The sequence below is a fragment of the Sphingomonas sp. Leaf10 genome (genome assembly GCF_001421245.1).
Lineage (GTDB): Bacteria > Pseudomonadota > Alphaproteobacteria > Sphingomonadales > Sphingomonadaceae > Sphingomonas.
This window is the reverse complement of record NZ_LMKE01000008.1, coordinates 22,398-36,803: the sequence shown is the minus strand read 5'-3', so window position 1 is coordinate 36,803 and position 14,406 is coordinate 22,398. Positions and strand designations below refer to the sequence as shown.

The 14,406-nt window shown below is 67.6% G+C and carries 12 protein-coding genes and 1 CRISPR repeat array; of the genes, 2 read left to right on the top strand and 10 right to left on the bottom strand.

Annotated elements, in window-relative coordinates:
• Window positions 1–83: 83 nt before the first annotated feature.
• Entirely contained in the window at window positions 84–2,018 is a 1,935-nt protein-coding gene (gene acs, locus ASE59_RS08555) for an acetate--CoA ligase (protein WP_056455080.1), read from the bottom strand.
• 324 nt (window positions 2,019–2,342) lie between these two features.
• On the opposite strand from acs, the gene ASE59_RS08550 reads away from it, so the two are divergent.
• Window positions 2,343–4,001 (top strand): MFS transporter, encoded by a 1,659-nt coding sequence (locus ASE59_RS08550; RefSeq protein ID WP_056455077.1) that lies wholly within the window; start codon window positions 2,343–2,345, stop codon window positions 3,999–4,001.
• Between the two features lie 237 nt (window positions 4,002–4,238).
• Here ASE59_RS08550 and ASE59_RS08545 read toward each other — a convergent pair whose 3' ends face one another.
• Window positions 4,239–4,427, bottom strand: a complete 189-nt coding sequence (locus ASE59_RS08545) for a YbdD/YjiX family protein (RefSeq protein WP_056455075.1) — start codon at window positions 4,425–4,427, stop codon at window positions 4,239–4,241.
• Window positions 4,411–6,489: a carbon starvation CstA family protein gene (locus ASE59_RS08540; protein WP_056455073.1), complete on the bottom strand. Its 2,079-nt coding sequence runs from the start codon at window positions 6,487–6,489 to the stop codon at window positions 4,411–4,413. The genes ASE59_RS08545 and ASE59_RS08540 overlap by 17 nt, the downstream gene beginning before the upstream one ends.
• A 127-nt stretch (window positions 6,490–6,616) precedes the next feature.
• Between ASE59_RS08540 and ASE59_RS08535 the strand changes: the two genes are divergently transcribed.
• Window positions 6,617–7,120 (top strand): low molecular weight protein-tyrosine-phosphatase, encoded by a 504-nt coding sequence (locus ASE59_RS08535; RefSeq protein WP_056455070.1) that lies wholly within the window; start codon window positions 6,617–6,619, stop codon window positions 7,118–7,120.
• Window positions 7,121–7,217: 97 nt separating this feature from the next.
• Window positions 7,218–8,222: direct repeats of the CRISPR family, unit length 29 nt; unit sequence GGGTCGATCCCCGCGGGTGCGGGGGAGCC.
• Window positions 8,223–8,289: 67 nt separating this feature from the next.
• Here ASE59_RS08535 and cas2e read toward each other — a convergent pair.
• The 7 genes from cas2e to ASE59_RS08500 are packed head-to-tail and all read right to left on the bottom strand — an operon-like array spanning window position 8,290 to window position 14,300.
• Entirely contained in the window at window positions 8,290–8,625 is a 336-nt protein-coding gene (gene cas2e / locus ASE59_RS08530; protein ID WP_056455068.1) for a type I-E CRISPR-associated endoribonuclease Cas2e, read from the bottom strand.
• A gap of 4 nt (window positions 8,626–8,629) precedes the next feature.
• Window positions 8,630–9,547 carry a type I-E CRISPR-associated endonuclease Cas1e gene (gene cas1e, locus ASE59_RS08525; RefSeq protein WP_056455066.1) on the bottom strand — a complete coding sequence of 306 codons (918 nt, stop codon included), beginning with the start codon at window positions 9,545–9,547 and terminating at the stop codon, window positions 8,630–8,632.
• The gene (locus ASE59_RS08520) at window positions 9,548–10,318 is read right to left on the bottom strand and encodes a type I-E CRISPR-associated protein Cas6/Cse3/CasE (RefSeq protein ID WP_056455063.1); all 771 of its coding nucleotides are present in this window, start codon (window positions 10,316–10,318) and stop codon (window positions 9,548–9,550) included. It lies immediately after the preceding gene.
• Window positions 10,315–11,046 carry a type I-E CRISPR-associated protein Cas5/CasD gene (gene cas5e / locus ASE59_RS08515; RefSeq protein ID WP_200913201.1) on the bottom strand — a complete coding sequence of 244 codons (732 nt, stop codon included), beginning with the start codon at window positions 11,044–11,046 and terminating at the stop codon, window positions 10,315–10,317. The genes ASE59_RS08520 and cas5e overlap by 4 nt, the downstream gene beginning before the upstream one ends.
• Complete coding sequence (gene cas7e, locus ASE59_RS08510) at window positions 11,043–12,254, bottom strand: type I-E CRISPR-associated protein Cas7/Cse4/CasC (protein ID WP_056455117.1); 1,212 nt, start codon at window positions 12,252–12,254, stop codon at window positions 11,043–11,045. Before cas7e ends, cas5e begins: the two co-directional genes overlap by 4 nt.
• A gap of 14 nt (window positions 12,255–12,268) precedes the next feature.
• Window positions 12,269–12,817, bottom strand: coding sequence for a type I-E CRISPR-associated protein Cse2/CasB (locus ASE59_RS08505; protein WP_056455057.1), 549 nt, complete (start codon window positions 12,815–12,817; stop codon window positions 12,269–12,271).
• On the bottom strand, window positions 12,807–14,300 hold the full coding sequence (locus ASE59_RS08500) for a hypothetical protein (protein ID WP_056455054.1): 1,494 nt from the start codon (window positions 14,298–14,300) through the stop codon (window positions 12,807–12,809). Before ASE59_RS08500 ends, ASE59_RS08505 begins: the two co-directional genes overlap by 11 nt.
• Window positions 14,301–14,406 lie beyond the last annotated feature (106 nt).

Genomic DNA, 14,406 nt, shown 5'->3' with positions numbered 1-14,406 from the left:
CCCTCCCTCTCCCACCGAGAGAGGGAAGGGGCCCGCCGGCGTAGCCGGTGGGTAGGGTGAGGGCGATGCTCGCTGTTAAATGCTTACGCCGGACGGATGCGTTCGCTGACCAGCGTGTCGACCACGCTCGGGTCGGCGAGCGTCGAGGTGTCGCCGAGGTTCCCGGTGTCGTTCTCGGCGATCTTGCGCAGGATGCGGCGCATGATCTTGCCCGAGCGGGTTTTGGGCAGACCCGGCGCGAATTGGAGGGCGTCGGGGGTGGCGACGGGGCCGATTTCCTGCCGGACCCAGTTGCGGAGTTCGGCGCGCAGGTCGTCGGACGGTTCCTCGCCGGCGTTGAGCGTCACATAGGCGTAGATGCCTTGCCCCTTGATGTCGTGGGGCATGCCGACGACCGCGGCTTCGGCAACTTTTTGATGCGCGACGAGGGCGCTTTCGACCTCGGCGGTGCCCATGCGGTGACCGCTGACGTTGATGACGTCGTCGACGCGGCCGGTGATCCAGTAATAGCCGTCGGCGTCGCGGCGCACGCCGTCGCCGGTGAAGTACTTGCCAGGATAGGTGGTGAAATAGGTCTGGAAGAACCGGTCGTGGTCGCCCCACACCGTCCGCATCTGCCCCGGCCAGCTGTCGGCGATGCACAGGTTACCCTCGGTCGCGCCGTCCAGTTCCTTGCCCTCCGCATCGACGATCAGCGGCTGTACGCCGGGCAGGGGTTTTGTCGCGCTGCCGGGTTTCAGGTCGGTGGCATAGGGGAGGGGCGAGATGAGGATGCCGCCGGTTTCGGTCTGCCACCAGGTATCCACGATCGGGCAGCGGCGGTCGCCGACGACGCGGTGATACCAGTCCCATGCCTCCGGATTGATCGGTTCGCCGACTGAGCCGAGGATGCGCAGCGACTTTCGGCTGGATTTCGTCACCCACTGGTCGCCTTCGCGCATCAGCGCGCGGATCGCAGTAGGGGCGGTGTAGAAGATGTTGACGCCCAGCCGGTCGATCGTTTCCCAGAAGCGGCCATGGTCGGGATAGTTGGGCACGCCGTCGAACATGACCGTGGTTGCGCCGTTGCTGAGCGGGCCGTAGACGACATAGCTGTGGCCGGTGACCCAGCCGATATCGGCGGTGCACCAGAAGATTTCGCCATCACGGTAATCGAACACGTCGCGGAAGGTGGTGTGCGCCCAGACCAGATAGCCGCCGGTCGTGTGGAGCACGCCCTTGGGCTTGCCGGTCGAGCCGCTGGTATAGAGGATGAACAGCGGGTCTTCGGCGTCCATCGGTTCGGCCGGGCAGTCGGGCGAGGCTTCGGCGAGCAGGTCGTGGAGCCAGTGATCGCGGCCCTCGACCATCGGTACGTCCGCGCCGCTGCGGCGGATGACGATGACGGTGTCGACGCCGGGAGCATGGGCCAGCGCCTTGTCGACATTGGCCTTTAGCGGGATGCGCTTGCCGCCGCGACAGCCTTCGTCGGCGGTGATGACCAAACGGCTGTCGCAATCGACGATGCGGTTGGCGAGGCTGTCGGGCGAAAAGCCGCCGAACACGATCGAATGGATTGCGCCGATGCGGGTGCAGGCGAGCATCGCCGCCGCTGCCTCCGCCATCATCGGCAGATAGAGGGTGACGCGGTCGCCCTTCTTCACGCCCTTCGCCTTCAGGACGTTGGCGAAGCAGCAGACTTGGCTGTGGAGTTCGCGATAGGTGACGCGGCGCGTCTCGCCCGGTTCGTCGCCTTCCCAGATGATCGCGACCTGGTCACCGCGTTCGGCGAGATGGCGGTCGAGGCAGTTGACCGAGACGTTGGTCTGGCCATCGGCGAACCAGCGGATGCGGAAATCGGCTTCATCGAACGAGGTGTCCTTGACCTCGGAATAGGGCCGCGACCAGTCGATGCAGGTGCCGCCCTCGCGCCAATAGGCTTCGGGATCGGCGACCGAGGCGGCGTAGCGCGCTTCGTACTCGGCCTGGTCCACGCGCGCGGCATCGTCTTGGCGGGCCGCGTGAATCGTCTGGGTCATATGTCTCTCCTATGCCCTTGATCTGTGGTGAGGGGTATGCGCGTCAAGCCGCTTGCCCCTACGACCAAGGTCGTACTTCCGCCCATGGCCCGCGCAGATGACACTGGCGCGGCAGGGAAGTGCGGCGAACGATCGTGCCCCTGCGCAACGCGCCGGTTTCCCGCCTCCTCCCCTCCCTGAAAAGCGAGGGGTCGGGGGGTGTGTCGGCCCGCGAGGGACGGTAACGCCAGCCAACTGGCCGACCCACCCGCAGCCCCTCCCTGTCAGGGAGGGGAGTGAAACGCCGGGATCGGGCAACGATCCGGCAAAGGAGAGGATGCCGCCATGGCGGAAGCAACGGCCGGGGCGACCCCCAAGGGCCAGAACGAGAAACTGGTGATCGCCGCGTCGTCGCTGGGCACCGTGTTCGAATGGTATGATTTCTATCTGTACGGGCTGCTGGCGACGTACATCTCGAAGCAATTCTTTTCGGGCGTGAACGAAACGACGGGGTTCATCCTGGCGCTGGGTGCGTTCGCGGCCGGGTTTGCGGTGCGGCCGTTCGGGGCGCTGGTGTTCGGGCGGATCGGCGATCTGGTCGGGCGCAAGAACACGTTTCTGGTGACTATGGGGATCATGGGCCTGTCGACCTTCGCGGTCGGGTTGCTGCCCTCCTATGCCAGTATCGGCGTGGCGGCGCCGGTGATCCTCGTCGCGCTGCGCATTTTGCAGGGGCTGGCGCTGGGCGGCGAATATGGCGGCGCCGCGACCTATGTCGCCGAACATGCGCCCGACGGGAAGCGGGGGCTGTATACCAGCTTCATCCAGACGACGGCGACGATGGGGCTGTTCGCGGCTTTGCTGGTCGTGATCGGGTTCCGCACGCTGCTGGGCGAGGAGACGTTCGGTGGGTTCGGGTGGCGGTTGCCGTTCCTCGTGTCGATCCTGCTGCTGGGCGTATCGATGTGGATCCGGCTGCAATTGTCGGAAAGCCCGGTGTTCCTGAAGATGAAGGAAGAGGGCAAGACGTCGAAGGCACCGCTGACCGAGGCGTTCCTGCGCTGGCCGAATTTGAAGGTCGTGCTGATCGCGCTGTTCGGCGCGGCGATGGGTCAGGCGGTGGTTTGGTATACCGGGCAATTCTATGTCCTGTTCTTCCTTGAGAAGATGATGAAGGTCGACGGGGCGACGGTGAACGTGCTGCTGGCGATCTCGCTGGCGCTGGGGACGCCGTTCTTCGTGTTCTTCGGCTGGCTGTCGGACAAGATCGGGCGGAAATGGATCATCATGGCCGGCTGTGCGCTGGCGGCGATCACCTATTTCCCGCTGTTCGGGGCGCTGACCGATGCCGCCAATCCGGCGCTGGCGCAGGCGCAGACGGCGTCGCCGGTGCGAGTGAGCGCGCATGACGCGGACTGCTCGGTCCAGTTCGATCCGATCGGGCGAAACAAGTTCGATGCGAAAAGCTGCGACATCGCCAAGTCGTATCTGGCGAAGAACGGCATCAGCTATACCAATGTCGAGGCACCGGCGGGGACCATCGCCAGCGTGAGCGTCGGCGCCCGGACGCTGGTCGCGCCCGATCCGGCGCAGGTGACCGGGCCGGCGCGGGCGGCGGCGATCACCGCCTATCAGGGCGAAGTGGCGGCGGCGCTGGCGGAAGCAGGCTATCCGGCCAAGGCCGATCCGGCGGCGATCAACAAGCCGCTGGTGATCCTGATCCTGTGGTTCATGGTGCTGCTGGTGACCATGGTCTATGGCCCGATCGCGGCGCTGCTGGTCGAATTGTTCCCCAGCCGCATCCGCTATACGTCGATGTCGTTGCCCTATCATATCGGCAATGGCTGGTTCGGCGGGTTCCTGCCGACGACCGCGTTCGCGATGGTCGCGGCCACGGGGGATATCTATTACGGGCTGTGGTATCCGGTGGTGCTGGCGGTGGTGACGCTGGTGCTGGGCGCGCTGTTCCTGCCCGAGACGTTCCGGCGCAATATCCGGGAGTAGCGGTTCTTTGCTCCCCTCCCTGACAAGGGAGGGGTTGGGGGTGGGTAGGCCAGTTGGTTGGCGTTACCGTTCCTCGCGGGCCGACCTACCCCAACCCCTCCCTGTCAGGGAGGGGCTTTTTTGTGCCGTTCCATAAACGTCATTCCAGCGCAGGCTGGGATCTGCCGGTTGGCGGGCGGGACAGGAGCCGCGGGAGACCCCAGCCTGCGTTGGGGTGACGATTTTGGTGTAGGCCCCTCAGCAACACCTTGGCGGGGCGCCGGGGCCGGTGCCGTAGCGACGGGCGATGCGGTCGCGGTGGAATTCCTTGACGCTCATCACCGGTTCGTGCGGATGGTGCGCGACGCGGTGGGCGACGTAGCGGTCGTAATCGGGGATGCCGACCATCAGCCGCGCCCCCTCGGCCAGCTTACGCAGGAACCGCATCGCCGACCTCCTGTGTGGTAGGGGTGCGGGCCGCCTTGGCCTTGCGGATCGCGCCGATGCCGTAGGTCAGGATCGAGAGCACGACGACGATGAACAGCACGCACAGCCCTGCATCGATGCGGTCGTTGAGGATGATCCGCTGCATCTCCGCCGCGGTCTTGGCGGGGGCGAGGATCTCGCCGCGTGCGAGGGCTTCCGAAAAGACGTTGGCGTGGGCGAGGAAGCCGATCTTCGGATTGGCGTCGAACAGCTTCTGCCAGCCGGCGGTCAGCGTGCAGATCAGCAACCATGCGGTCGGGACTATCGTGACCCATGCATAGCGGTCGCGCTTCATCTTGAAGAGCAGCACCGTCGACAGGATCAGCGCGATGGCGGCGAGCATCTGGTTCGAAATGCCGAACAGTGGCCACAGCGTGTTGATCCCGCCCAGCGGGTCGGTCACGCCGCTATAGAGGAAATACCCCCAAGCGGCGACGGCGAGCGCGGTGCCGATCAGGTTGGGGCCGAGCTTCTGCGTTTCCTTCATCGCCGGAATGAAGCTGCCGAGCAGGTCCTGGATCATGAAGCGGGCGACGCGGGTGCCGGCATCGACCGTGGTCAGGATGAACAGCGCTTCGAACAGAATGGCGAAATGGTACCAGAAGGCCATCATCGCTTGTCCGCCGATCACTTGGGACAGGATATGCGCCATGCCGACCGCCAGCGTCGGCGCGCCGCCCGCGCGCGACAGGATGCTGCTTTCGCCGACGTTGCGCGCCAACTGATCAAGCATGTCGGGGGTGACCACGAAGCCCCATCCCGCGATCGCCTGCGCGGCGCTCTGGGCGGTGGTGCCGATGAGGGCGGGCGGGGCGTTCATCGCGAAATAGACGGCGGGGTCGAGCACGCAGGCGGCGATCAGCGCCATGATCGCGACGAAACTTTCGGTCAGCATCGCGCCATAGCCGATGAAGCGGAGGTCGGCTTCGCTTGCGACCATCTTGGGCGTGGTGCCGCTGGCGATCAGCGCGTGGAAACCGGAGACTGCGCCGCAGGCGATGGTGATGAACAGGAACGGGAACAGCTTGCCCGAGAATGCCGGGCCGGTGCCGTCGATGAAGTGGGTAACGGCGGGCATCTGCAGGTCGGGACGGACATAGAGGATGCCGAGCGCGAGGCCGGCGATCACCCCGATCTTGAGAAAGGTCGACAGATAGTCGCGCGGGGCGAGCAGCAGCCAGACCGGCGCGACCGAGGCGACGAAGCCGTACGCCATCAGGATGAGAGCCAGCGCCGGCCCCGAATAGGTGAACAGCGGGGCGAGCGTCGGCGAATGCGCCACCGGCTCGCCACCGACGATCGCGGCCATCAGCAGCACGAAACCGATCACCGACATTTCGGCGATCTTGCCGGGGCGCAGGAAGCGGCCATAGAGACCCATCAGCACCGCGATCGGGATGGTCGCGAAGACGGTGAAGGTGCCCCATGGACTGCCGGTCAGCGCCTTGACCACCACCAGCGCGAGGACCGCGAGCAGGATGATCATGATCATCAGCACGCCGATCAGCGCGATGGTGCCGGGGATCAGCCCCATTTCGCTGCGGATCATGTCGCCGAGCGACCGGGCATCGCGCCGGGTGGAGAAATAGAGGATCAGGAAATCCTGCACCGCGCCGGCGAACACCACGCCGGCGAGCAGCCAGAGCGTGCCCGGCAGATAGCCCATTTGCGCCGCGAGGACCGGGCCGACCAATGGCCCCGCGCCGGCGATGGCGGCGAAATGGTGGCCGAACAGCACGCCCTTGTGGGTGGGAACATAGTCGAGGCCATCGTCGCGACGGACCGCCGGGGTGGGGCGGGAGGGATCGACGCGCAGCACGCGGCTGGCGATGAACAGACCATAGAAGCGATAGGCGATGGCGTAGACGCACAGCGACGCGACGACGATCCACAGCGCGTTGACCGGTTCGCCCCGCATCAGCGCGATCCAGCCGAGCGCGATCGCACCGACGATCGCCACCGCCGCCCAGCCGATCCATTCGCGCACCGTGGTCGGTGCGATCGGTGTGGTTGCTGTTGCCATCGGCCTCTCCCCTGTTTGGGATACTATTGGCGTATGGGGGCGGGGGATGCCATGGGTTTCGTCCGTTTTCGCCTCATCCGTTTGCTTCGCTCGAAACTGCCCGAACCGAACGGATATGGAGAGCACTATGTCGCTATCGTCCACCCGCTCGTTCCTGCTTGTCTGTCTCGGCAACATCTGTCGCTCGCCGCTGGCCGAGGCGGCACTGCGCGATGCGGCGGCGCGGGCGGGGGTGGCGATGACGGTCGATTCGGCGGGAACGGGCGCGTGGCATGTCGGCAACCCGCCCGATCCGCGGTCGCAGGCGGTGGCGCTGGCCCATGGCATCGATATTTCGGGGCATCGCGCGCGGCAGGTCGTGGCGGCGGACTTTCGGCGGTTCACCGATATCCTCGCGCTCGACCGCGACAATCTGGCGGAACTGCGGCGGCGGGCGCCGAAGGATTCGACCGCGAGGATCGGGTTGTTGATGGATGCCGTGCCGGGCCGGACGGGGCAGGCGGTGGTCGATCCCTATTACGGCGGCGCGGCGGGATTCGAGGTGACGTGGGCCGATGTGTCGGCGGCGGCGGGGGCGATCGTGGAGGGGGTGGCAGCGGATCGTCGTTCCTGCACGGGTCGGAATTCATAAACGCCGACGCTGCGATCAGGGCCGGGAAGTCGGCGTGTATAAATTATCGCCGGTGCAGGGGAGCCAGGTTTCTGTGGCAAACAGCGGCGCGTCAGTCGGGTCGATCCCCGCGGGTGCGGGGGAGCCACGCTCTCGACCAGCCCCCGGTAGGTGGTCAGGGGTCGATCCCCGCGGGTGCGGGGGAGCCGAAGTTGGGGCCTTTGAGAATCTTGCCGATGGGGGTCGATCCCCGCAGGTGCGGGGGAGCCATCGCCGACGATTACCGCCGACAGGTGCAGGCGGGTCGATCCCCGCAGGTGCGGGGGAGCCACGAAAGCGAGAATCGACAGCACCATTTGCAAGGGTCGATCCCCGCGGGTGCGGGGGAGCCGGCGACACGATCAACGCTCGTCGCCGGACTGGGGGTCGATCCCCGCGGGTGCGGGGGAGCCTTGCCCGCAACTACACGACGAAAAAGTGGGAGGGGTCGATCCCCGCGGGTGCGGGGGAGCCGGCGGCGGTGTAGTCGTCGTACGCGGCGAACGGGGTCGATCCCCGCGGGTGCGGGGGAGCCTCTCACCAATGCGTGGGCCGAGTTTTCCAGCGGGGTCGATCCCCGCGGGTGCGGGGGAGCCGGGCATCAAGCGGTTGCGTGGCTACTCGCGTCGGGTCGATCCCCGCGGGTGCGGGGGAGCCGCAGTGGTATACTGCCCCTTGCCGCCAACCGTGGGTCGATCCCCGCGGGTGCGGGGGAGCCAACGAGGCGCGGTATCTAGAAGCGACCCGCATGGGTCGATCCCCGCGGGTGCGGGGGAGCCCGGCGAACAAAGCCGCGGGTCCATCAAATGCAGGGTCGATCCCCGCGGGTGCGGGGGAGCCGCAGCAAACTCCGCGCTAGACCGGGTATGGGCGGGTCGATCCCCGCGGGTGCGGGGGAGCCCGAAGTATCGATCGCCTGCCCATAAATGGGAAAGGTCGATCCCCGCGGGTGCGGGGGAGCCTTGCGGCCGAACTCACGGCCGCTCGAAAACATGGGTCGATCCCCGCGGGTGCGGGGGAGCCGTAGCCAAGACGACTGCTGCCCCGAACGTCACGGGTCGATCCCCGCGGGTGCGGGGGAGCCTCTGCCATCTAACTGCCTCGATTCCTTCACGATGTCAAAGACCGTCCTTCTCGTACCCCCGCCAACCTCATCCCGGCGGCTCCGGCGGCTGCGGTGTCTGTCGCGCGGACAGTGCGCGGCGGACCAGGAGGATGCCGTCGTGCGCGATCACGTCCTTGGGCGGTTCGCCCAGTACCGACAGGCCGAGGCCGCCGGCGGAGGCGGGTTCGGCCCAGCACATCACGATGCTGCCGCGGCGCAAGCGGGTGTGCCATTCCTCGACGACGGTCCAGATGCGGCCGCGTACGCCCGCGCTCATGCGGGGCTGGGCATAGACGCCGGGCGCCAGTTCGAGCATCGCCGAGCCGAGGAAGCCGCGATAGCGATCCTCGACGTCGCGGGTGATGACGACGGTCAGCGGCACGGCGTCAGTTCGGTTCGGGCAGCGGCACGACGGCGGGCGAAGCATCGGCGGGCGGCCCGGCGGCGGGGAGCAGCAGCGCCTTGATCCGGTCGATCATACCGGGAATGACGCTGCGCTGGCGAAAGAGCAGCGCAGCGCGTTTGCGGACCAGCCGCTCGATCGGCGCGGCGCCCCTGGCGCGTGCCTCGCGGACCGCGCCGAAGGCAATGTCGAGCAGCATGTCGTGGCGATAGAGGTCGGCGATGTCGAGGACGAAGCTCTGCCCCGAATCCTCGTGTACGAAGCCCAGTTGCGGGATTGCGCCGGTCGCGGCCACCGCGACCGCGGCGGCGGCGGTCATCGCCGATCCGGCATGGTTGATCGCTTGGTTGGCGAGGTCGCCGGCCTCCGGATTTTCACGGTCGTAACGGCGGCCGTTCCACACGATGCCGTGTCGTTCGGCGGCAAGGACATAGGCGCGCTTGATCCGCGCCCCTTCCTGTCCGCGCAGCACGGCGATGTCGCGGGTGCGCACGATCTCGCCGAAGCGCATCGCATACATGGCACGCGCGGTTTCCATGCGCAGCTTCGGATCGGCCCAGCGGCGGACCTGCGCACGGGCCAGCGCCGAACTGTCGGGCATCAGCGGCGGCGCGGTGTAGAAGCGCACCGCCCCGTCGCCGATCGCTGCGAGCGCGCAGCCGTGCCGGGCGAGCAGGCGCAGCGCGTCATGGGTGACGCTCGATCCGGGGCCGAGCAACACGATCGAGATCGCGTGATAGGGAATCTGGTAATCGCCCGCGCCTAGCGTCCCGCCGCCCGCTGTGACGAAGCGGAGGCAGCCATCCTCCACCTCCAGCCGGCCGCGATCGAGCCAGACCAGCCCCTGCCGGTCGGCATGGGGAATGCGCGCCTTTTCGAGACCGAGGCGACCAGACAGCATCTATCCGGCCCGGGGCGGCGGGGCGAGCAGCAACATGCCATAGCCGAAGCCTGCGTGCCGCCCGACCCCCTTGGCCAGCAGCGCCGCAAACGCAGCCGGATCGGTGATCGTCAGCGTGCCGCCGATCAGCGCGTCCGGCCCCTCGACCCGGTGGGTGCGACGCCCTTCGCTGCGGTGGGTGTTGCGCAAGGTGCGGGTGCGGCAGAAATGGCGGAGGTCGGCATGGTCGAGCGTCGCTGCACCAGCCAGACGGGTCGCGAGCCAGTCGATATACACCGCCGCCCGATCGACCGTGTCGGGATCACCGCCCGCGCGTTCGACCCGTTCGCGCGCGGCGGTGTTGGCGTCGATCTCACCGGCACCATGCAGCCATCCGCCACCGCGTTCGGCACGCGCGGCACGGACGCTCTTGCCGAAGCGCACCACCGGGCGGACGCGCACTTCGAAGCCATAGCGTGCCCCTTCGCGCCATGGATCGGGCATTGCCCTTAGTCGCGGTTCGCCGGGCAGGACGGCGGCGACCATGGCGTCTGCGGGCGGTAGCGCGGCGGCTTCGTCAAAGGCCGTGCGATCGGACACATAGCCTAGCAGGTGCGGACCCGATTCATGGTCGGGCAGGAAACGGAACGGGCGGGGGGCGGCGTCGCCGAACCGGGCGAGCAGCGCCGCGTGCAGCGCATAGCCGAGATCGTCGTCGCTGCGCCGCCACGCCACCGCCAGGGCGGCAAGCGCGCGGACCTCGATGGGGATGTGAACCAGATGGAGGGTCATGGCGTCGCCTCCGGGAAGTTGATCCGCCCGACCTTCACCCGGCGAAGTCCGGCATGGACGCCGGCGGGCCAGTGGCGTTCGTCAGTCAGTTCCTCCACCTGCGCGTCCTGCGGCACGAGCGCGCTGGAGGGTTCGCCGAGCGGCCATTGCGCGCGAAGCGCGGCGGGGCGGGGGAGGTCGATTCTGGCGAGGCCGAGGGCGAGTGCGTCGAGGATGGTGTCGGCCTCGACCACGCCCAGCAGCAGCGGTCGCGACGGGAGGAAGGGTTTGCGACCGAGGAACAACGGGCGTTCGGGGCGGGACAGCGCCGCCGCCAGCGCATCGAGATCGGGTGCGGCGTCGGCCGGTTCCAGCCGGCAGGCGATGAGGACGCGGGCATCGGCGTCCATGTCACGATAGCGGATGTGCGGGGACTTATAGGTATCGGCGCCGCCCGCGCGCCCCTCGACCCGGCCGCGCGTGGTCCAGCCGCGGTCATTGGCACCGAGCTGTGCGGTTTGGAACTCGCGCTGGCGCTGCCCCTCGACCACGCGCGCCGATCCGATCGCCAGACGGTCCTGCAACGCCGCCTGCGCATCGATATCGTAGCGTTCCCATCCGAGCGCGTTGGCGAACAGCCCCGCCACCATCGACTTCGCCGGAAAATCGCGCACCACGCCGTATGCATCGACCAGATCGCCGCCGAAACTCATCAACGGCGCGTCGCAATCGAGCAGCAGGTGTTTCACGCGCGGGCGTCCCGCACGATCGTGCCGGCCCATGCCGCCAGTTCGCGCAACGGGCCGTTGGCGATGCCGGTCAAGGCGAGATCGGGCATAGCAGTCAGTCGACGGGCCTCGCCGGTTTGATAAAGGCCGTCATAGTCGGCGAGATGCTTGGCCATGGCCTGCGCCGTCCGTTGGCCGAGCGAGCCTTCAGGGTCGTATTTGGTCGCGATCGCATCGCGAAAGGCATTGGCGAGGGTGCGCGGCTGGCGGTCGCCGGCCTCGACCAGCACCAGTTCGGCGCGGCTGTACGGCGCGGTCGATCCCTTCTTCGCGCCGGGCGAGATTTCGGCGACGAGGTGGACCAGATGCTCGACCACCTGCGCGGCCAGCGCGCGGTCTTGATCGCCCGCCCAGTCGCGCCGGTCGCAGCCGGTCAGGTTCGATACCAGCAACGGCACGTCGACCACGACATAGCCGTAATAGAGGCCCGAGGTCAGTTCGGTGTCGAACACGCCGGCGGCCCCGGCATCGTCACCCTGTTCGCGGTCGCTGAGGTCGTCGACGACGGTGAAATAATCGGTCTCCGCCTGCATCGCATGGACGGTGAAGGCGTGGGCGACATGGATCGCCGCATCGCGGTTCGCCTTCGTATCGCTGGTCACCATGCGACCGAACAAAGCGGCTTCCAGCGAGGCGGCCAGCAGGTTCTGGTCGCGCAGCTGGTTCAGATTGTTCTTCTGTTCCTTGACCCAGATGTCCGCTGCCGCCTTCACACCGGCCGCACTGCCGCTTTCGGCGAGGAGGCGTTCGGCCTCGGCGCGCAGCCAGTTCAGTTCGGGGCGACCGAACAGCAACGCCTGACGCTGCTGCTTGTCCTTGGCGTTCTTGCCATAGAATTTGGCGATGAAGGCGTCCTCGACCGCATCGACCATGTCCTTGTCGAAGCGGGCACGCAGCGGGCCGGTGACTTCGCGTTCGATCGCCTGTTTCGAGCGGACGCCCTCGACGCCGTTCTGCTTCGCCAGTTCATGCAGGGCGTGCCGGTCGTCGGCCATGCGCCAGTGCCGCTTCAGGCATTGCGACGAAATCCGCGTCCGCGTGGCGGTGCCGAAGGGCAGGCGCTTGGCAAGGCCGGCATCGTCGCGGTTGAGCAGCGCGCCGGGCCATGCGGCGAGGAAATGGATCTGGATGAATTTCGGCACGGTGCCGTCGGTTGCGGTGGTCGTCATGCGAAATCCCATGATTACGGTCGGGCCGGTGCGGCGGAATGTTTTGCCTGTGCGGCATAATAATGCCGCGCCATGCGCAGCCGGGCGGCGTCCGACTTGGTTGGATCGTCACCCAGCAGGTGATAGATGTCCCACAGGTTCACCGGCTGGCGCTCGCGCGACAGGATGCGGACGGCGAGGGCGAGTTGATCGCCAAGCGCCTCCCCCCGGCTGGCGAGCAGGCGCAGCAGGCGCTTTTCGGAGAAACCCGCCTCGAACAATGCGGCCCCGACGCCGCGCTTTTCCTCATGCGGGTACAGGGCGGCGGTGCCCGACAGCAGTCCGGAGAAATGGCCGATCAGGCGTAGCCGCGTCCAGTCGTCCCTGATCCGCGATTGCGGAACGTCTGCGCGCAGCAGCATCTTGATCGCGACCGCATCTGCCGCCGGCGATCTGGTCAGTTCCATCCTGCGCAGCGCGGCACGATCGCCGCTCGACATTCCCTTCACGCGACCCGAGATCGACCACATCCAGTCATTGGGCGGCGCAGCGGCCGCACCTGCGGCGGCAGGGTTACTCGCCATATTCGGCATCCTCGACCCATTTCTTCATTTCGTGGTGGAGTAGCGATCCGGCGCGCGCGCGGGCGGGCAGGCGGCGGACTTCGGTGCCCGGTGCGGCTTCGGCGGCGATGGCGAAGCTATCGGTCGCAAGGTCGCGCAGGGTTTCCCGCCACGCCATGCGGTGATTGTCGTCGGTCGCCGCGACCTCCGCCCAGAATGGCGGGTCGAAGAAGATGCCGTCGACCGCTTCGTTGAAGCGGTTCATCCAGCGTTCGATCTTCTTCTTGGCGCTGTCATCGTCCAGCCGTGCCTTGTCCGGACCACCCTGTACCAGCGAGATCAGCGCGCGGCTCAGGCGGCGGCTGGCCTGGAACCCGTCCTCCGCGCGCTTTCCCGCGACCTCGCCGATCCGGTCGAGCGGGAGCGGGCGCCCCTCCGCATCGCGAAAGGCACCGGGCGTGCGGATGGTGCGGCGGTGCAGGCCTTCGGTCTTGCCCTGTCCGCGCACCAGGGCGGCGGCAACGATCGCCAGCCCGTCGCGGTCGTCGGCGGGGTCCGGTTTGGCGAGGCGGGGCAGGGCGATCTTTTTGGAATCGAGCAAGGTCGCCATCTGGCGATAGCCGAAACCGGCGCCGGTGGGCGTGTGGCTGGTCGAACCGTCGGCCTTCATCGGCGCCCAGGGGTCGAGCGTATTGCCTTTCAGTTCGGTCGCCGCGACGCGCGCGCATTTCGATCCGGCGGCCAACGCCTCGATCGCGCCGGTCGCATCGCGGCGCAGGCGGACACGACGGCAGATTTCGACATAGAGTTCGTCGAGGTCGTCATAGCGAAGCGACGCGGTACCATCCCATGGCACCGTCCACAGCAATTCGGTACCGGTACGGCGATCGGGACGCGCGCGGCCATCGGCGACCAGCCGTTCGACGTCGCGCCGGAACATCGCGCCCGCGCCGCCGGTCGGCCGGATGCCGATGCTCATCCGGCTGGCGAAGCCGCCATTCATCCGTGAAATGCCGTAATTGCCAGCCCCCAGAAACCCCTCGGTCGTCTGCAGCGTCACCAGCGCGAACAGCCAGTCCTCGTCGCTGGCACCGACCATCCGCTCCTGCTTCACGTCGTGATTCTTGGCGGTCACCAGCATGTCGAGCGCGTCGGGGGTCGGCAGGCGGTTCTTGTACGCCGCGCGATCGGTCGCGGCGATGGTCGGTGGCTGGAGCAACGCCGGTTTCGACCAGTCGTCGACCACCAGTTCCCATGCCTCGGGCCGGTCGGGGGTCAGGCCGTGGAGCAGGTCGCGCCACGCCGCCTCGCCGCCGGGCAGCGTATCCAGCCCCGCGCGCAGCAGCGCCATCGCCGCGACCTGCACGGTGAAGGCATGCCATGGCTCGCGCTGATGCGGGCGCAACGCCGGAAAGCTCCATGCCGCTCCGTCCGCCAGCGCCGCGAACACCGCGAACAGCGAACCGCGATGCACCCCGCCGTTCTCGTCCCGCCAACCGATCATGCCGCCCTCCCGCGACGAAGCATGGCCGATAGGGCGGGGCAGTCAAGCATATGCGGGCAATCGCCGCCGCTTCGGTTGCATTCCCGCCAAAGCGGCCACCGGCTGG